Raw genomic sequence first — 17762 nt, 5'->3', positions numbered from 1 at the left:
GTTTATGACCCGACGATCGATTCTTGGTCCGCCGGAGGCGAATACACGTCGTTGTCGAGCTGCAGCACCATGAATCCGTTGTCGGAGCACGTGACATACAGTTGCGAGCCACGCCATTCCGGCGGCGAGAGGCACCAGTCGGTGGAGACGTCACCGAAGGCCAGCCTGCCGGTGCGCGGGGTGAGCGCGTCCAACGGATTGAACTGTCCTTCGAGCACCGCGCGAATTGCGGGCGGCGCGCTCATCAACGGCACACCGATGATCGACGCGAGCGCGTGCGGCGAATTCCACAGGCTCAAGTTCTGGCCTGTGCGGGCGGGCGGGTTGTAGTAGGCGATCTCGTGGATGTTGAACGGGTCACGCACATCGAAAACCCTGATGCCGGAAGAGATCCAGCCGCACGCGAGGGCCGTCGGGTTGTCCCTGCGGTCGGCCGTGCAGTAGTGCGATTCGTAGGCGAAGGCCGAACCGCCCATGGACGAACCGATATTGCTGTCGATGTTCTGCGGCAGGTTGATTTCCAGCTTGATCTTCGCGGCGACCTTCGGGTTGGTGTCGTCGGCGATATCGATGAGTTTCACACCGCCGGAACCACCTTCGTCGACGGTGTAGAGATAAGGCTTGCCGTTGTAGGTCACCGGGATGCTGTGCTGGGTGGCCCAGCCGTCGGTCCAGAAGACCCGTCCGATGTGCAGCACCTGCGGATTCGGGTCGCGGCGCTGCACCGCGCTGATGTCGAGCACGGTGAAGCCGCCGAGCGCGGACAGGTACATCCGGTTGCCGTCGGCACTCACGCCGAAGCCGTGCGCCTCGATGCCGGTGAGGCCCTGCCAGACGACGTGCGGGTTGGTCGGGTCGGTGAGGTCGACGGCGCTGACGAAACCGGGCGCGATGCCCGAGGCCCAGTAGGTGTTGCCGTCGGGAGAGAAGCCGCCCTCGTGCGTCGTAATCGGCAGGGGCATCAGCACATTCGTGCCGGGGCCGGGATTGAGCAGTCGCGGATGCGCGCAGTCGGAGATGTCGTACACCGAGAGGTAGCCGACGCCGGTGCCGATCGGGACGCCGGTGCCGACCAGCAGCTTGCGCGCGGTGTTGACCTTCAGGCTCTCCCAGGTGCCCGCGAGCATCGCGGGTTCGGTGAGCGTGGCGGTCGGTCGCGGGTTCGCCGGGTCCGACACGTCGAGGACCTGGACGCCACGGCCCTCGCTGATCAGGTCGCCGGGGAAGAAGGAGCCCATGTAGGAGCAGTGTTCGAAGCTGGTCGAGGTGATGCCCGCGCCGCGACCGGCGAAGCCGCCGACGAACGACATATTGCAGCGGTAGCCCTGAGTGCTGCGGCCACTGTCTCGGTCGGCGGCGGTGACGTCGCCCTGCATGCCGTTCTCCGGCAGCGAGCCGGGCCCGCAGTCGGCGCGCGGGACCGAAGTGCGGCCGACGTCCAGGAATTCCTGCACGGCGTTCTGGAGGTCGGACTGTAGATCCGCCGATGCGCTGCTCGGCAGCATCAGCACGGCGGCAAGACCGACCGTGACCAGGGCCAGCGGTTTGAAACGGCGCAAGCTCGTCAGTGAGCGCATCGTCGGGTTCCCCAACCTTCATCAGTTGATCCGTTATCCCTCTGCTGACTGGGACAGCTAAGGGAACTGACTGAATGGTAGTAACTGCCGTTAACTTATGTGGCAGGTTTCGCGGAAATCCGATGAAGTGGCTGGTCGGGAACGTCCGCCGGTGCCGATGTCGGCAACAGCCGCACCAGCTCTCGGGATCGGCACTCGGAATAGGGCCCTAAAGTCAGTGCCGATCCCGAGTCAGGGTGCGGATTTCGCCACGGAGCCCTGGGCTCAGGGGCCGCGTCGGATGCGGGGGTGGCGCGCGGTGCTCGCTGGCAGGCATGGTGGGCGGCGAGCGTTCAGTCGGTGGTGAGCTGGGCCAGGTCGTAGGCGAGGAGGTCGTCGCAGGCTGCCAGCAGAGTCCGGCGTAACTGTGCCGAGCGTTCGGCCAGTGCGGACTGGGATCGCACGTACTCCGCACGCCCGGAAGGTGTTTCGATTCGGACCGGTTCGTATCCGTACTCGGACAGGTCGTAGGGACTGGCTCGCATGTCGAGTTCGCGTGCCGCGCAGGCGAGTTCGAAGCAGTCCAGGACCAGGGAGGACGAGATCAGTGGGACGAGTTTGAAACCCCACTTGTAGAGGTCCATGTTCGCGTGCAGGCAGCCGGGTTGTTCCCGGCTGACCTGGTCCGCGCGGGTCAGTGGCTCGATATTGCGGCCGACCGCGTCCGGCGTGAAGAAGCGAAACGCGTCGAAGTGGGTGCAGCGCAGCGGCATCGATTCGACGACCTCGTCGGTACCCGCTCGGCCCAGACGCAACGGCACCTGTTGATGCCGGACGTCTTCGGTCCGGTACACCATCGCCCATTCGTGCAACCCGAAACAGGACAGCTGCGCGGGCCTTGATGCGGTGGCGCGCAACAGTTTCGCGACGAACTCGACGGTGTCGCGGCGGCGGGCCAGGTAAGCGGGGTCCGCCGCAAGGACCGACTGCGGTGCAACAGAATCCGCACCGGTCGAGATTCGGTGGTACCCCCGCGCACCCTCGTATTCGCGACCACCGGCCAGCCCGACGCCGAACCCCGGATGCCAGCGCCGCAACTGGGCGGGCTTGTGCCCGTAGTAGGTGAACAGAAAATCGATCACCGGATGCGACGAACCCGCCGCTCGCCGTTCGACATACGGCCCGACGAGCCGATCCACTCTAACGAGATGCTCGGCCACCTGGGTACGCCACTGCTCTTCGGCCAGCACCGCCACGGCCCCACTCATGCCGCCGCCCGAGACTCGGCGCGCACCCGGTTGCCCCACCCACTCATTCGATGATCCGGTGCGTCCCGTCGCGGACAGTGCCGACGAACTCTTCCACCAGATCTTCCAGCGCCACAATGCCCGTCGTGTTGCCCCGAGCATCCACGACCCGGCCGAGGTGACTGTTGGTGCGGCGCAGCCTGGCCAGCGCCTCGTACAGCGGCGTGTGCAGGCTGACCGTCGGCAACGGGCGAATGTCGGTGCGCGGGATGGGGGTTCCCGGCCCGGCGCTCTCGTCGGCGACCTTGTCCAGCACGTCCTTGACGTGCAGGTAGCCGACCAGCGAGCCGTCGCCGGCCTGTACCGGATAGCGGGAGAAACCCGTTTCGGCGACGGCGGTTTCGATGTCACCGAGGGTGGTTCCGTTGCCGCGCAACGGAACTGTCCTTGTGGTAGCCAGTGCCACCATCACGTCGGCGACCACCCGGTCGCTGGTGCCGAGGGCCTGGGTGAGCCTGCGGTGTTCCTCCTCGTCGAGCAGGCCCTCCGAGCGCGACTCGCCGATCATCTCGGCGAGTTCCACCGAGGAGACGGTCGCCTGCAGCTCGTCTTTCGGCTCGATCCGCAGCAGTCGCAGCGTGAGATTCGCGGCCAGGTTGTAGAGGGCGATGAGCGGCCGGGCCAGGCGCAGCCACATGAGGTGCACCGGAACCAGCAGCAGCGCACTGCGTTCCGGGCCGGCCAGCGCGATGTTCTTCGGGATCATCTCGCCGAACAGGATGTGCAGGATCACCACGATGGCCAGCGCGAGCGCGAAAGACACGGGGTGCAGCAGTTGTTCGGGCAGGCCGAGGAAATCGAACGGCCCCTCCAGCAGGTGGGCCACCGCGGGTTCGCCGACGCGACCGAGCAGGATCGAGCAGATGGTGATGCCGAGCTGGGCGGCGGCGAGCATCATCGACAGGTTCTCGCCCGCCCGAATCACGATGTCGGCGTTGCGCTTTCCCTGTGCGGCCAGCGCTTCCAGGCGGTCGCGGCGGGCCGAGATCAAGGCGAACTCGGCCGCGACGAAGAACGCGTTGCTCGCCAGCAGGACCGCGGTGAGCAGGACGGCGAGGAGGTCACCCATGGCTGTGCTCCTGCTCTGGCTCGGCTTGCAGCTGACGGAACGCGAGGTCGTCGGGGGCGACCGGAATCAACCGAACCCGGTCGATCCGGCGTCCGTCCATCCGTTCCACCCGGGCGATCCACCCGCCTGTGGTCGGCTGGTCGCTCGAAGACCATTGCTGCGAGCGCGGATTCGGCAACACGACCTCGTCACCGGCGACCGGGATGCGACCGAGCCGGGTCAGCACGAGACCGCCGAGCGTTTCGTATTCGCCTTCGGGAGCGTCGTATCCGGTGGCGCGGGACACCTCGTCGATGCGGAGCAGGCCGGAGCAGTCCCAGCCGTCCGACACCCGGCGCACGTCGAGTTCTTCCTCGTCGTGCTCGTCGCGGACGTCGCCGAGGATCTCCTCGATGATGTCCTCCATGGTGACGATGCCCGCGGTGCCGCCGTATTCGTCGACGACCAGCGCGACCTGCATGCCGTCGGCCCGGATCCGTTCCAGCACCTCGTCGCCGTCCAGGCTGGCGGGCACGATCGGGACCGGATGGGCCAGCATCTGCAGCGGGATGGTGCGGCGCACGTTCGTCGGATGGGTGAACGCCTGCTTGATGTGCACCACGCCGAGGGTGTTGTCGAGGTCGCCGTCGATTACCGGGAACCGGGAGTAGCCGGTGCGGCGGGCGGCGTCGATCAGGTCGGCGATGGTGTCGAGCTTATCCAGCGCCTCGATCTTCACCCGCGGGGTCATCAGTTCCTCGGCACTACGCTCGCCGAACTGCAGCGACCGATCGATCACCAAGGCGGTGCGCTGGTCGAGCGCGCCGCGCAACGCGGACGTGCGGACCAGCGAGCCGAGTTCCTGCGGCGATCGCGCGGAACGCAATTCCTCGGCCGGTTCTACGCCGAGCCTGCGGACAACCCAGTTCGCGGTGTTGTTGAGGAAGTGGATCAGCCATTTGAAGATGACGGAGAAGGCGACCATCGGCGGAGCCGTGGTGCGCGCGGTTGCTAGGGGCTTGGCGATCGCGATGTTCTTCGGCACCAGTTCGCCGTAGATCATCGACAGCGACGTGGCCAGCACCAGCGCGAGGGCCAGCGAGATGCCGTGCGCGGCGCCGTCGCTCAGTCCGATGCCGCTGAACAGCGGATCCAGCAGCCGGGCCAGCACGGGCTCGGCGATGTAACCGGTGATCAGCGTGGTGATGGTGATGCCGAGCTGGGCGCCGGACAGCTGGAACGACAGCGTCCGATGCGCTTGGCGGACCATTCTGGCGCGGACATCACCGTCGCGCGCGTGCGCTTCTACGGTGCTGCGTTCCAGCGCGGTGAGGGAGAATTCGGCGGCGACGAAGAGGGCGGTGCCTGCCGTGAGAGCGACGAATCCCAGCAGGCTGAGCACCGTGAGTGTGACGGACATCGTCAGCACCCGCCGAACGGTACTGGGAACTGGCCGGTGGGACGTGGGGCTGGGAGTAGGAGGACGCCGGGTTTGTCACCCGGCTCGGTAGAGGAGCCCTCCTGTGCTGCGCCCTCGGACGCGGGTGACAACTGGATCCTTTCGCAAGCCGGAGATGTTGGGCCGGAGACCGGCAACCACTATGTTACCGGCCCACACGTCGGGTCGCGTGGGCCGGTGGTCGTGCCGTCGTTGGCGTGTCGCAAGACGATCACTGTGCGCGAGGCCGCCGCGGGTCGTGCGCGGGATGGCACATCGAGCAGGGCCGCGTGACCGAGGCGGAGGTGTGCGCCTCGGTCACCGGCGGAGTACCGCGAACTTACCAGCGCTGCAGCTAGTTACAGCTCACCAGCCGCTGGGCAGCGGGCGCCCCTCGGCGAAACCGGCCGCCGACTGCACGCCGAGCACGGCCTTCTCGTGCAACTCGGCCAGGCTGCGCGCACCCGCGTAGGTGCAGGCGCTGCGCACGCCGGAGCAGATGTGGTCGATGAGGTCCTCGACGCCGGGGCGCTCCGGATCGAGCCGCATGCGCGAGCTGGAGATGCCCTCCTCGAACAGGGCCTTGCGGGCCCGGTCGAACGCGCTGTCGGTGGCGGTGCGGGCGGCGACGGCTCGCTTGGACGCCATGCCGAAGCTTTCCTTGTAGGCGTTGCCGTCGCGGTCGGTGCGCAGGTCGCCGGGGGATTCGTAGGTGCCGGCGAACCACGAGCCGATCATCACGTTGGACGCGCCGGCGGCCAGCGCGAGTGCGACGTCGCGCGGATGCCGCACACCGCCGTCGGCCCAGATGTGCACGCCGAGTTCCTTGGCGGCGGCGGCGCATTCGGCGACCGCGGAGAACTGCGGGCGGCCGACGCCGGTCATCATCCGGGTGGTGCACATGGCGCCGGGGCCGACGCCGACCTTGATGATGTCGGCGCCCGCGGCGGCCAGGTCGCGGGTGCCCTGCGCGGACACCACATTGCCCGCTACCAGCGGCAGGCCGAGTCCGAGATCGCGGACGGCGCTGAGGGATTCGAGCATCTTGGCCTGGTGGCCGTGCGCGGTGTCCATCACGAGGACGTCGGCGCCCGCGTCCGCCAGCGCCTTGGCCTTGGCGACGACGTCACCGTTGATGCCGACCGCGGCGGCGACGCGCAGCTGGTTCTGATTGTCGACGGCGGGCTGGTAGATCCCGGCGCGGACCGAGCCGGTGCGGGTCATCACCCCGGCCAGGGTGCCGTCCTCGGCGGTGAGCACCGCGAGCTGGGTGTGCTTGGCCTCGAGCAGTTCGAAGATGTCGCGCGGCGAGGTGCTGGCCGGGGCCTGCACGAAATCGGTGATCGCGACGTCGCGCAGCCGGGCGAACCGGTCCACATCGGTGCACGACGCTTCGGTGACGACACCGATCGGGCGTCCGGTCTCGTCCACCACGACGACGGCGCCGTGGGCGCGCTTGTGCATCAGGGCGACGGCCTCGGACACCGAATGTTCCGGGCCGAGGATGACCGGGGTGTCGGCGGTGAGCGAGCGGCTCTTGACGAACGCGATGGTGTCGGCGGCCGCGCTGATCGGCAGATCCTGCGGTAGCACCACGAGGCCTCCACGACGGGCGACCGTCTCGGCCATCCGGCGACCCGCGACCGCGGTCATATTGGCCACGACGATGGGAATGGTGGTGCCGGACCCGTCGACGGTGGAAAGGTCGACGTCGAACCTCGAGGCGACATCCGTCCGATTAGGGACGAGGAAGAGGTCGTCGTAGGTCAGGTCATACGGCGGCTGATGGCCAGGGAGAAACTGCACTTAACCGATGATAACCAAGTCCGCCCGGTACCGCGCAATTCTCCAGCACCCCGCGGAGACGAACCTCACAGCGAACAGCATCCGCCGACTGCGCCAACACCGTCACCAACTCGCCCCACCGCCCACAACGAGCCCGTGCGCCCCACAGCGCACCGCCCGCCGCGCATGAATTCACCCGCCGCGCGCAAACCTTCCGGCAATCTCATGCGCAGCGAACAATTCGGCGCGCAGGCGGGCAGCAAACCAGGACAGGCTGCTCCGCCTGCGGGCACCACGCAACACATTTCTGCCTGCCGCGTCTGCATGCCGCGCACAGTTCTGGCCGCCCACCCAGGTCTCCCTGCGGCGCACAGATCGGCCTGCCGCCCACGAATCTGCCCGCAATTTCCTGCGCAGCGCGCGAGAAGATGCGCGGCGGTAGCAAACCGCCCGGTCTGCTCGCCAGGCGTGGCGGCGCTGTCTATTGGGTGCCGCGCACAGACTGGCCTGCCGCGCACGAATCTGCCAGCAATCTCGTGCGCGGCGGGCAATTAAGTACGCAGCATGGCAACCGCGCGGTGTGCCCGCCAGCGCGTCGCCACTGGCCGCTGCGGCGCACGGATCGGCTTGCCGCGCATGGATCGGCCTGCCGCGCATAGATTTGCCTGCCGCGCACGAATCTGCCAGCAATCTCGTGCGCGGCGGGCAATTAAGTGCGCAGCATGGCAACCGCGCGGTGTGCCCGCCAGCGCGTCGCCACTGGCCGCTGCGGCGCACGGATCGGCTTGCCGCACACGGATCGGCTTGCCGCACACGGATCGGCTTGCCGCACACGGATCGGCTTGCCGCGTACGGATCGGCTTGCCGCGCACGAATCTGCCAGCAATTTCGTGCGCGGCGGGCAATTAAGTGCGCAGCGTGGCAACCGCAGTCTGCCCGCCGGCGCGTCGCCGGTGGCCGCCGCGGCGCGCAGATTTGCCTGCCGCGCACGAATCTGCTGGCAATTTCGTGCGCGGCGGGCGGGAAGGTGCGCGGGGGTGGTTAGGTGGCGGCTTGGGCGCGGGAGAGGCGGATTGTGGTGGCGCACATGATGATTACGGCGAGGGCTGTTATTGCTAGGCCGATGGTGTTGGTGCGGAAGCGTTCGTCTAGGACGGTTACGCCGATGAAGGCTGCGGCGAGGGGTTCGGCGATGGTGACTGCGGGGAGGGAAGCCGAGAGCGGGCCTGCTTGGAAGGCTCGTTGTTGCAGGTAGACGCCGGTTGTTCCGGCGGCTACCAGTGCCCAGGTTTGCCAGCTGCTCAGTACTTCGCCGATGCCGTGGTCGAAGAGTGAGGTGACGTAGGAGGTTAGGGCGGCGGCCAGTCCGTAGAGGGAGCCGCTTGCGGTGCCGAGGAGTAGGGCTCGTCGGCCGGGGTCGGCGCTGCTGAGGCCGATGATCGTGGCCGCGCCGATGAGGGCGACCAGGATGGTCAGGGGGAGTAGCCAATCATGTAGTGGCGCATTGGTATTGCCCTCGGAGGGGTTGCCGACGACGAGGAAGCAGACGAGGGCGGCGGTGAGTGCGAGTGCGGTGGCCCAGGTGCGGGCGGTGATGCTGCGGCCGTTCAGTCTGGCGGCGAGTGGTAGTGCGAATACCAAGGCGCTCACCAGGATTGGTTGCACCAGTAGGACCGCGCCCAGTGCGAGCGCGGCGACCTGCATCGCGTATCCGCCGATATCGCCGACGATGCCTGCCCACCAGCGCGGGTTGCGCAGTAGTGCGCGGACGAGCGAATCACCCTTGGGGACTGCGGCGGCCGCGCGCTGCTGCGCGACGGCCGCTACCGCGAAGAACAGCGCTGCCAGCAGTGCGCAGGCAATAGCGCCCACTGGATGATTGGACACAACCGTCAGTTTGCCCCACGATTGCGGGTCCCCGGCGCGTGCTCCGGGCGTACGGCGCGTCGCCGGGTACTCCCGGGCGTGTCGCCGCTGGTGGAACCGGTTGAGCGACCGGAGAATCCCGATGCGCCGCCGGTGTTGCGGCCAGCACTGGCCGACCCGCGAGCGCCACCTGTCCCGACCTTAGCCGCGCCCGATCCGCGCGCACCGCCAGCCCCTGGACCAGCAGTCGCCGCGCTCGCGCCGCGTGCGCCGCCGTTCGACGCGCCCGATCCTCGAGCGCTACTCGACCCTGCGTCGGCTGCTGCCGTGCCCGATCCGCGAGTGCCGCCTTTTGCCGCGCCCGATCCGCGTGCAACGCCAGCACCCGCGCCCGATCCGCGACCACCGGCCCGGCTCGACGAACCCGTATCGCGCGATGATCCCTTGATGGACCCGTCTTTCCGTCGTTCACTCGCCGACGCCTCGGCCCGTACCGGAGCGCCCCCACCCCGAGTCTCCGTCGTCCGCCGCCCCGATCCACCACGTCGCCGACCGGTCCCCGCCTTCGAGGCCCCTTCCGCGACAGGCTGTTCGGGCGGTGCGGGCGCCGCGACCGGAATCCCGGACGGCTGCCGCGCCCCGGTGATCTCGATCAACCGCCGATCCCCGGGCCGCACCTCGATACCCACGATCTCGACGCCCGCCTTACGCGTCATCGCCTCGACCTCGCGCCGCTCCTCGTCCATCACCAGCGTGACGACGACACCGTCCTCGCCCGCCCGCGCGGTCCGCCCGGCGCGATGCAGATACGCCTTCGACTCGGCAGGCGGATCAACGTGCACCACAAGGGAAATGTTGTCGACGTGAATACCGCGCGCCGCGACGTCGGTGGTCACCAGCACCGGAATCGAACCATCCGCGAACGCCGCCAACGTCCGCGTCCGGTTGTTCTGCGCCTTCCCGCCATGCAACGCCCCGGTCGCGATTCCGGCCCCGCGCAACTGCTTGGCCAACCGATCGGCCCCATGCTTGGTGCGGACGAACATGATGGTCAGCCCGTCCCGCGCGGCGATCTCCGCGGCGACGGTCCGCTTCGCCATCTTGTCGCGCACGAACAGCAGATGGTGTGTCATCGTCGCGACCGCCGCGGACGCGGGCGCGGTGGAGTGCGTGACGGGGGAGCGCAAATAGCGCTTGACGAGCTTGTCCACCTCCCCGTCCAGCGTGGCCGAGAACAGCAGTCGCTGACCATCTTTCGGCGTTTGATCGAGCAGCTTGGTGACCTGCGGCAGGAACCCCATGTCGGCCATGTGATCGGCCTCGTCCAACGCGGTGATCCGCACGTCACCCAGTCCCGCCGACCCCTGCGCGATCAGATCGGCGAGTCGCCCCGGCGTGGCGATCAACAGATCGACGCCACGCGCGAGCCGCTCGGCCTGCCGCCGGATCGGCGCGCCGCCGACCACGGACGCGACCCGCAGCCCGACCGCCAGCGCGGGTGCGTCCAGTGCGCGTTCGATCTGCGCGGCCAGCTCGCGGGTCGGCACCAGCACCAGACCACGCGGCCGGCCCGGCTTGGTCGACCCGCTGGCCAGCCGGGTGAGCATGGGCAGCCCGAAGGCCAGCGTCTTGCCGGAACCCGTCGGCCCGCGGCCGAGTACATCCTTACCCGCCAGCACATCAGGAATGGTCGCGGCCTGGATCGGGAACGGTGCCTCGATGCCGTCGTTCCGCAGCGCTTGCACGAGCACGGCGGGCAGGCCGAGGTCCATGAAGGTCACGGGCGCAGCGGCGACTGGCGTCGAGGAGGTCACGGGTGGTGTGTGCCTTTCGTAAGACGACGCGCTCGGGCTGGGCTGCGCGCTGTTCGGTGGATCGGGGTGGAGACCGGTTCGGTGCACCGCGCGCTGCGACCAAAGGGGTGCAGCGCCAAAACAGGCCGACCGGGTGGCAGGCCAAGTGTTCAGGATACGTCCTACGACTGTCTAGCCGCGGAAGAGTCGCCCCAGCTCAACCAGCCACGGTACCGCGACGGCCATCGTCGGAACGACAAGGATCGCGGCCGAGCCCAGGTAGGCGGCGCTGGCGATCCGAACATCACCGATCCGCCCGGTGAGGCGCTGGATGCGAATCAGAGTGGTCGGCCCGCCCGCGGCGAGCGCACCCTGGGGCGCGGTGGATTTCGAGCACGCGACGAGCGCGCGGGCCAGCGGCTTCGGCCCGGTGACCTTCACCGCGGAATCGTCGGCGAGCAATTCGATGAGCAGTTTCACCGAGCCGAGCGCGGCCTTGCTGCGGACGAACCGCGGAAACGCTTCGTGCACAGCGGTAAACGCCTCGAGCACCAGATCGTGCCTGGCGCGCAGGTGCGAGCGTTCATGGCTGACGATCGCGGTGATCTCGGCATCGTCGAGGTTGGTCAGCGTCCCCTCGCTGATCACCACGCGCTGCCGCAGGCCGGGTAGGCAGTAGGCGATGGGCTCGGTCGCGGCGAGCACCCGGATGTCGGAGGCGCGCCGGCGCGGCCCGCTTTGATCGAGCAGGTCGACCAGCATCCGATGCCTGGCCCGGCGCCGCCGCGTGTGCACCCCGACCCGGACGATCGCGTAACACAGTCGCGCGCCGACCAGCAGCGTCAGCGCGAACACGAAGACGTAGGCCAGCCACAGCGGTAGCCCGAGCGCGTCGATCTCGCGGGTGGGTTGCGTGGTGGGCCGGCCGTCGAGACCGGGCACCAGCAGTTCGGCGGCGATGGCCAGTCCGGACCCGAACGCACTGAGCACGGCGGCCAGCGCGATAGCCTGCCACAGCACCAATGCTGCGCGGGGCGTCCGGTATGTCCAGGTCGCCCGGCTGAGCAGGGCCGGGGCGGGCCCCGCGAGAAGCAATGCGAGTCCGGCGAATACCGGCGCGGTTGCGTTCATCGACTCAGCTCACTGCGTTGGGGGCAAGGTCGCGAGGAGTCTACTGCGGGGGCGGTGTGTCCTCGGTTGCTTCGAGCTTAGCGAGTGCCTCCCGCAGCGCGTCAGCCTCATCCTTACCGACCTGTTCCACGAAGTGCACCAGCGCGGCGGCGCGGCTGCCCGCGGCGTCGGCCTGTTGCAGTGCGTCCACCATCAGACTGGCGACCAATTCGTCCCGGGTGTGCACCGGCGCGTAGCGATGAGCACGGTCGTCGCGCTGCTGGACCACGAGGTTCTTCTTCGCGAGTCGTTGCAGCACCGTCATCACCGTGGTGTACGCGAGCTCGCGGCGTGCGGCCAATGCCTCGTGCACCTGCCGGACTGTCTGCGGTTCATCGGTCGACCACAACTGGTCCATGACCGCTTTCTCGAGTTCACCAAGTCCTGCCATCCCACAATTTTACGGACTCAACGACGCGCATGCGTACTACAGGGTGTCGTAACTATGGAATAGCTGGTGTGTTAATTGTCATACGGCGGTGGATTCGGGCATGACGGGCCCGCCTGCCTTGCCGACAACGTGCCGCGTTCCGATGGGAACGACCATCGGCCGGCCGGAGACCGGATCCTCCAACACCGAGGCGTCGAGGTCGAAAACCTCGCGCAGCAGCTCGACGGTGATGATGTCGGCGGGCCGGCCCTGCGCGACGATGCGTCCCGCGCGCATGACGATCAGTTCGTCGCTGTAGCGGATCGCCAGATTGAGGTCGTGCAGCACCATCACCACGGTGCGGCCGAGCTCGGCGTGCAGCCGGTCGACCAGGTCGAGCACATCCACCGCGTGCGCGAGGTCGAGATAGGTGGTCGGCTCGTCGAGCAGCAGGATGTCGGTGCCCTGCGCCAGCGCCATGGAGATCCAGGCCCGCTGGCGTTGCCCGCCGGACAGTTCGTCGAGCGCGCGGTCGGCCAGGTCGGCGATGCCGGTCTGGCCGAGCGCGGCCAGCACCTCGTCCTCGTCGGACGCCGACCACTGCCGGAACCAGGTCTGATGCGGATGACGCCCGCGCGCAACGAGATCGGCGACGGTGAGCCCCTCCGGCGCGACCGGCGACTGCGGCAGCATGCCGATCACCCTGGCCACGTCCTTGGTCTTCATCGTCGAAATGGCCTTGCCGTCCAACAGCACTCGCCCCTGCTGCGGGCGCAGCAGCCGGCCGAGTGAGCGCAGCAGCGTGGATTTGCCGCAGCCGTTCGGGCCGATCACCGTGGTGATCACGCCGGGCGCGATGTCGAGGGTGAGTCTGTCGATGATCACCCGGTCGCCGTAGGCGAGCGTGACGTCGTCGGCGGCGAGCCGGGTGGGCTCCGCGCTGGTCGTAGCGTCAGCGGTCATCACAGCGTCGCCTTTCGATTCATGCGGATGAGCAGGTAGAGCAGGAACGGTCCGCCGAACGCCGCGGTGACGATGCCCACCGGCAGGTCCGCCGGAAACACCGTGCGCGACGCGACATCCGCGCCGACCACCAGGATGGCGCCGACCAGCGCCGACCCGATCAGCGGTTCGCCGGGGGTGCGCAGCAATCGTCGCGCGATCTGCGGTGCGGCCAGCGCGACGAAACTCACCGGACCGACGGCCGCGGTCGCCACCGAGGCGCCGACCACCGCCGCGCCGATCAAGATCGCCTGCTGGCTCTGGATCCGCACGCCGAGTGAGCGGGTGGTGTCGGCGCCGAGCCGCAGCGCGGCCAGCGTGCGTGCCGAACCGAGCGCGACCACCACCACGACGGCCAGCGCGAGGGTGGCAGGCAGCAAACCGGAGCGATCGGCGGCGTTGAGAGATCCGTTGAGCCACAACTGCGCTCGCTGCGCGTCCTGCAGGGTCGCCCGGGTGAGCAGCCAGCTGATGCCTGCGATCAGCACCGAGTTCAAGCCGACGCCGATCAAGACCAGCCGCACCCCGGTGACGCCCCGGTCCCCGGTCGGGCTGCGGCCCCAGGCCAGCAGGTAGATCGCCGCGGCCGTGAGCAGACCACCCACCAGCGCGGCCAGTGGCGCGCCGAATGTCGCGAGCAGGCCGGTCCCGCCGCCGCCGACGACCACCGCGACAGCGCCGAGGCTGGCACCGGAGGTGATGCCGAGCATGTCCGGCGCGGCCAGCGGGTTGTGCAGGATGGATTGCGTAATAGCGCCCGAGAGCCCGAGCGCCGCGCCGACCACCAGCGCGGTGAGCGCCCGCGGCAGCCGGGAGTCGAGCACGATGAACCGCTGCGATCGCGTTCCGCCGCCGGTCAGCACGTCGATCACGCGCCCGAGCGGTATATGCGTTTCCCCGGTGGCGATGTCCAGACAGAAGCACAGCAGCATCAACGCGACCAAGCCAATCACGATGAACACCATCGCGGGCCGCAACACCACCGAGACGGGCCCGACCCGCAGCGCGGGCCGCACGTTGTCGGTCTTCAGCGAAACAGTCACAGGCTCACCAACTTTCGACGCCGGACGAACGCGATGAAGAACGGCGCACCGACCACCGCAAGCATCACCCCCACCTGCAGCTCGCCGGGCTTGGCCACGACGCGGCCGACGATGTCGGCGATCAGCAGCAGCACCGCGCCGATCAAGCCGGAATACGGCACCAGCCAGCGATAGTCCGGTCCGGTGATGACGCGCGCGAGATGCGGCACCACGAGACCGATGAACGCGATCGGCCCGACCGCCGCGGTCGCCGCGCCGGACAGCAACACGATCGCGGCCAGTCCGAGTGCGCGGCTGCGTCCGATGTTCACGCCGAGCCCGCGCGCCACGTCGTCACCGAGACTGAGCAGGTTCAAACCGGGAGAAGCGATGAGCGCGAGCAGCACTCCGAACGCCAGGAATGGCAGTACCTGCCAAAACACCGTGATATCGCGTCCGGCGACGGTGCCGACCACCCAGAACCGGTAGGTGTCCAGCGACGCCGGATCCAGCAGCACAATGGCATTCGTCATCGCCTGCAAAAATGCGGTGACTGCCGCGCCGGCCAGCACCAGGCTCAGCGGACTCGCCTTGCCGCCGCCGATCGACGACGCCGCGAACACCACGATGCCCGCGATCAACGCACCCGCGAACGCGAACCAGATGTACTGCTCCGGCGTCGTGAACGCGAACAGGTACATGCTCAGCGCCGCAAGGAAAGCCGCACCCGCGTTCAAGCCGAGCAGCCCCGCGTCGGCGAGCGGATTGCGGGTGTAGCCCTGGATCAGCGCGCCCGCGATGCCGAGGGCGAGTCCGGTGACCAACGCCAGTGCCGTGCGCGGTAGCCGAAGTCCACGTACGATCTCCTCGGCGGTGGATCCGGCCGGGCAGCTGAACGGACCGCCTCGACAGGTGATCCCGTGGTGCAGGGCGTCGTAGACGGCGCCGGGCGACAGCGACCTGGTACCGATCGCGACACTGGCGAGCACGGTGAGCAGGAGCAGAACGGTCAGCACGAACAGGCCGGAAAGGCGCCGCCGCCGTGTGTTGCCGAGCGTGGTCACGGTGACGAACTACTCCTGGGATTCGTTGTAGCAGAGAACCGGTTGGTCTGGTAAGCCTAACCTATCTTGCGGTTCGCACCGCTATGGCCAATCCTCGAGGAGGTTCAATGCCCGAGCTCATGACCACCTGCCCGCCGCGTCATGCCCACATGGCGTTCGATCGCACATGTGACAGGTTGCGTGCGCTGCAACCTGAGCATCCGCGTGTGTACGCGGTGGCGGCGATGGTCGAGCAGGGCAAGCGGCGCTGGTGGCGGTTGGCCGACGGGGTGCGTGAGGGTCGCATCGAACGGATGTATCGCAGGCATGCCGCGGAGATGATCCGCGCCGACGTCGCGGCCGAGGTGGTGGCGACCGCGCTGATCCACGCGGTGATCGGCCGGGTGATCGCGCTGCTGGTGGCCGAGGGGCGGGCCTGGGATCCCGGCCTGGAGAACCTGTGGATCCACACCGACAACGACGGCGGCATCGACTGGGCGGGCTTGGGCGACACCACCATTCGCGTGCTCGAGGGCGACCCGCTGGCCGAGGAGGCCGGCGCGGTGAGCCTGCCGTGTGAGGGCGCGATGTATGTGTGGCTCGCGCATCGCTGCGAGCCCTCGCTGACGCTGATCCAGTCGAGCATGGCCCGCTACTCGGGTTTGAGCGCCCGCCGATTCTGGTTGCTGGTCGGTGAATCCATCGCTGGTGCTTCGACCTACGTGCCGGAGCTCGCCGGCACCGACGCGGTGGCCGGTACCCGCCGTGGTCAAGGGCTCTTGGCTGCCTTGGAGCAGCGCGGATTACCGGTTCGTCGCGCGACGGCCTTGCTTAGTTAGGTAAGCCTGACCTATACTCATAACCGGCGTAAGGATTGGTCGAGAGTCCCGAGGGCTGCGGTGACCCCCGATCCATTGCCGCGATGGGCTCCACGTCTAGCCGTGGAGCCCATCGCTTATTTTCCGGCGGTGCGACAGGCGAGCCAGCGGTAATCGGGTCGCGGTCGCTGTGCAAAAGTGGACCGCATGACAGATCAGGAGACCCGGGCGGCGGATTGGCTCGCGACCATCACGCCGGAGCAGATGACGAAGGTCAGCGAAGGCACGTTCACCGATCTGATCGGCCTGCGCTACACGGAAACAACCCCGGACCGGGTGCGCGGTGAGTGGACCGTCAAGCCGCACCTGTACCAGCCCGCGGGTATCCAGAACGGTGGCGTCTACAGCACCGTCATCGAAACGCTCGCCAGCGTCGCGGGCGGAATCTGGTACGGCGCAAAGGGCACGGTCGTCGGGGTGAACAACAACACCGACTTCCTGCGGGCGGTCCGCGACGGCAACCTCGTCGGCGAGGCGACCCCGATCCACCGCGGCAGGCTGCAGCAGTTGTGGCAGGTGGTGATCACCGACGAGCAGGGACGAGTGGTCGCGCGCGGCCAGGTTCGGCTGCAGAACCTGCCCGGCTAGGGACTCGCGCAGCCTCCGGTCAGGGACGCCACGACCCCTCGGCCGGAGCAGCCGCAGCCGCTCGGCGGGGCGCTCGTCCCGCGTCGCCGGAACGGGCGTGCCAGAATGACCGTCACCCATAAACCGACCCGGTGAGGAGCCCGGATGCGACTGTCGCCGCATGAGCAGGAACGGCTGCTGCTGAGCTACGCGGCCGAGCTGGCCCGGCGCAGGCAGGCGCGCGGGCTCAAGCTCAACCATCCGGAGGCCGTCGCGCTGATCAGCGACCACGTGCTCGAAGGAGCGCGGGACGGGCGTTCGGTCGCCGAGCTGATGTCTTCTGGCCGAACGGTTCTCACGCGCGCCGACGTGATGGCGGGCGTGCCGGAGATGATCCATGATGTCCAGGTCGAGGCCACCTTTCCGGATGGCACCAAGCTGGTCACCGTCCATCATCCGATCGGTTAGGGGACCCGATGACAGATAACTCCGAGTTGCTTGTCGGCACCGAAACGTCTCAGGCGGACCGGCCTCGAGCGGATGTGCCCGGCATGATCCCCGGTGAATACATCTGTGCTGAGGGCACTATCGAGCTCAACGCGGGTGCGGAGCGGATCGAACTCGACGTCGTGAACACCGGTGACCGTCCCGTACAGGTCGGCAGCCACGTGCACTTCCCGCAGTCGAATGCCGCACTGCGCTTCGACCGCGCCGCCGCGCACGGCCACCGCCTCGACATCCCCGCGGGCACTGCGGTTCGCTTCGAACCTGGCCTGGGCCAACGTGTTTCGCTGGTCCCGCTGGGCGGCACGCGCGAGGTACACGGCATCAGTCTGACGCCGCCCGGCCACCTGGACGACACGCAGTGAGCAAGCACCGCCGCACCACCTCCGATCAACAGTGTTGCGCGGCCATTC

The 17762-nt window shown here is 68.3% G+C and carries 15 protein-coding genes and 1 pseudogene; 4 read left to right on the top strand and 12 right to left on the bottom strand.

Annotated features, from left to right (window positions below; genetic code table 11):
• Window positions 1-2: 2 nt before the first annotated feature.
• From ACFWF1_RS24995 to ACFWF1_RS24940, 12 genes and pseudogenes are all read right to left on the bottom strand, one after another.
• Window positions 3-1577 carry an LVIVD repeat-containing protein gene (locus ACFWF1_RS24995; RefSeq protein ID WP_379292219.1) on the bottom strand — a complete coding sequence of 525 codons (1575 nt, stop codon included), beginning with the start codon at window positions 1575-1577 and terminating at the stop codon, window positions 3-5.
• A 332-nt stretch (window positions 1578-1909) separates the two neighbouring features.
• Entirely contained in the window at window positions 1910-2824 is a 915-nt protein-coding gene (locus ACFWF1_RS24990) for a 3-methyladenine DNA glycosylase (protein ID WP_379292218.1), read from the bottom strand.
• A 43-nt stretch (window positions 2825-2867) separates the two neighbouring features.
• Window positions 2868-3932 (bottom strand): hemolysin family protein, encoded by a 1065-nt coding sequence (locus ACFWF1_RS24985; protein ID WP_379292217.1) that lies wholly within the window; start codon window positions 3930-3932, stop codon window positions 2868-2870.
• Window positions 3925-5331 carry a hemolysin family protein gene (locus ACFWF1_RS24980; RefSeq protein WP_357388307.1) on the bottom strand — a complete coding sequence of 469 codons (1407 nt, stop codon included), beginning with the start codon at window positions 5329-5331 and terminating at the stop codon, window positions 3925-3927. Before ACFWF1_RS24980 ends, ACFWF1_RS24985 begins: the two co-directional genes overlap by 8 nt.
• A 384-nt stretch (window positions 5332-5715) precedes the next feature.
• On the bottom strand, window positions 5716-7155 hold the full coding sequence (locus ACFWF1_RS24975) for a GuaB1 family IMP dehydrogenase-related protein (protein WP_379292216.1): 1440 nt from the start codon (window positions 7153-7155) through the stop codon (window positions 5716-5718).
• Between the two features lie 1020 nt (window positions 7156-8175).
• On the bottom strand, window positions 8176-9021 hold the full coding sequence (locus ACFWF1_RS24970) for a DMT family transporter (protein WP_379291501.1): 846 nt from the start codon (window positions 9019-9021) through the stop codon (window positions 8176-8178).
• 431 nt (window positions 9022-9452) lie between these two features.
• Window positions 9453-10772, bottom strand: a pseudogene (locus tag ACFWF1_RS24965) (DEAD/DEAH box helicase); the annotation flags it as partial.
• A 213-nt stretch (window positions 10773-10985) separates the two neighbouring features.
• Window positions 10986-11924, bottom strand: a complete 939-nt coding sequence (locus ACFWF1_RS24960) for a M48 family metalloprotease (protein ID WP_379291503.1) — start codon at window positions 11922-11924, stop codon at window positions 10986-10988.
• Between the two features lie 40 nt (window positions 11925-11964).
• Window positions 11965-12354 (bottom strand): BlaI/MecI/CopY family transcriptional regulator, encoded by a 390-nt coding sequence (locus tag ACFWF1_RS24955; RefSeq protein ID WP_150401655.1) that lies wholly within the window; start codon window positions 12352-12354, stop codon window positions 11965-11967.
• Between the two features lie 78 nt (window positions 12355-12432).
• Window positions 12433-13296 carry an ABC transporter ATP-binding protein gene (locus ACFWF1_RS24950; RefSeq protein ID WP_379291505.1) on the bottom strand — a complete coding sequence of 288 codons (864 nt, stop codon included), beginning with the start codon at window positions 13294-13296 and terminating at the stop codon, window positions 12433-12435.
• Window positions 13296-14378 carry a FecCD family ABC transporter permease gene (locus tag ACFWF1_RS24945; protein WP_379291507.1) on the bottom strand — a complete coding sequence of 361 codons (1083 nt, stop codon included), beginning with the start codon at window positions 14376-14378 and terminating at the stop codon, window positions 13296-13298. Before ACFWF1_RS24945 ends, ACFWF1_RS24950 begins: the two co-directional genes overlap by 1 nt.
• Window positions 14375-15421 carry a FecCD family ABC transporter permease gene (locus ACFWF1_RS24940; protein WP_379291509.1) on the bottom strand — a complete coding sequence of 349 codons (1047 nt, stop codon included), beginning with the start codon at window positions 15419-15421 and terminating at the stop codon, window positions 14375-14377. Before ACFWF1_RS24940 ends, ACFWF1_RS24945 begins: the two co-directional genes overlap by 4 nt.
• A gap of 107 nt (window positions 15422-15528) precedes the next feature.
• Here ACFWF1_RS24940 and ACFWF1_RS24935 point away from each other — a divergent pair, with 107 nt between their 5' ends.
• The 4 genes from ACFWF1_RS24935 (at window position 15529) to ACFWF1_RS24920 (ending at window position 17714) form a co-directional block, all read left to right on the top strand.
• Entirely contained in the window at window positions 15529-16239 is a 711-nt protein-coding gene (locus ACFWF1_RS24935; protein ID WP_379291511.1) for a hypothetical protein, read from the top strand.
• Between the two features lie 186 nt (window positions 16240-16425).
• A complete protein-coding gene (locus tag ACFWF1_RS24930; RefSeq protein ID WP_379291512.1) occupies window positions 16426-16866 on the top strand; it encodes a PaaI family thioesterase in 441 nt (146 codons plus the stop codon).
• 144 nt (window positions 16867-17010) lie between these two features.
• Window positions 17011-17313 (top strand): urease subunit gamma, encoded by a 303-nt coding sequence (locus ACFWF1_RS24925; protein ID WP_379291514.1) that lies wholly within the window; start codon window positions 17011-17013, stop codon window positions 17311-17313.
• An 83-nt stretch (window positions 17314-17396) separates the two neighbouring features.
• Window positions 17397-17714, top strand: a complete 318-nt coding sequence (locus ACFWF1_RS24920) for an urease subunit beta (protein ID WP_379291623.1) — start codon at window positions 17397-17399, stop codon at window positions 17712-17714.
• The last annotated feature ends 48 nt before the right edge of the window (window positions 17715-17762 follow it).

Origin of the sequence: Nocardia sp. NPDC060255 (genome assembly GCF_042727395.1) — a bacterium.
Lineage (GTDB): Bacteria > Actinomycetota > Actinomycetes > Mycobacteriales > Mycobacteriaceae > Nocardia.
Note: the sequence above shows the minus strand (reverse complement) of the source record. Positions and strands in the feature narration are given on the sequence as shown.

Coding starts and splice junctions, on each gene's coding strand:
- ACFWF1_RS24995 (WP_379292219.1), bottom strand. CDS start 1,577: ATGCGCTCACTGACGAGCTTGCGCCGTTTCAAACCGCTGGCCCTGGTC.
- ACFWF1_RS24990 (WP_379292218.1), bottom strand. CDS start 2,824: ATGAGTGGGGCCGTGGCGGTGCTGGCCGAAGAGCAGTGGCGTACCCAG.
- ACFWF1_RS24985 (WP_379292217.1), bottom strand. CDS start 3,932: ATGGGTGACCTCCTCGCCGTCCTGCTCACCGCGGTCCTGCTGGCGAGC.
- ACFWF1_RS24980 (WP_357388307.1), bottom strand. CDS start 5,331: ATGTCCGTCACACTCACGGTGCTCAGCCTGCTGGGATTCGTCGCTCTC.
- ACFWF1_RS24960 (WP_379291503.1), bottom strand. CDS start 11,924: ATGAACGCAACCGCGCCGGTATTCGCCGGACTCGCATTGCTTCTCGCG.
- ACFWF1_RS24955 (WP_150401655.1), bottom strand. CDS start 12,354: ATGGCAGGACTTGGTGAACTCGAGAAAGCGGTCATGGACCAGTTGTGG.
- ACFWF1_RS24950 (WP_379291505.1), bottom strand. CDS start 13,296: ATGACCGCTGACGCTACGACCAGCGCGGAGCCCACCCGGCTCGCCGCC.
- ACFWF1_RS24935 (WP_379291511.1), top strand. CDS start 15,529: ATGCCCGAGCTCATGACCACCTGCCCGCCGCGTCATGCCCACATGGCG.
- ACFWF1_RS24930 (WP_379291512.1), top strand. CDS start 16,426: ATGACAGATCAGGAGACCCGGGCGGCGGATTGGCTCGCGACCATCACG.
- ACFWF1_RS24925 (WP_379291514.1), top strand. CDS start 17,011: ATGCGACTGTCGCCGCATGAGCAGGAACGGCTGCTGCTGAGCTACGCG.
- ACFWF1_RS24920 (WP_379291623.1), top strand. CDS start 17,397: ATGATCCCCGGTGAATACATCTGTGCTGAGGGCACTATCGAGCTCAAC.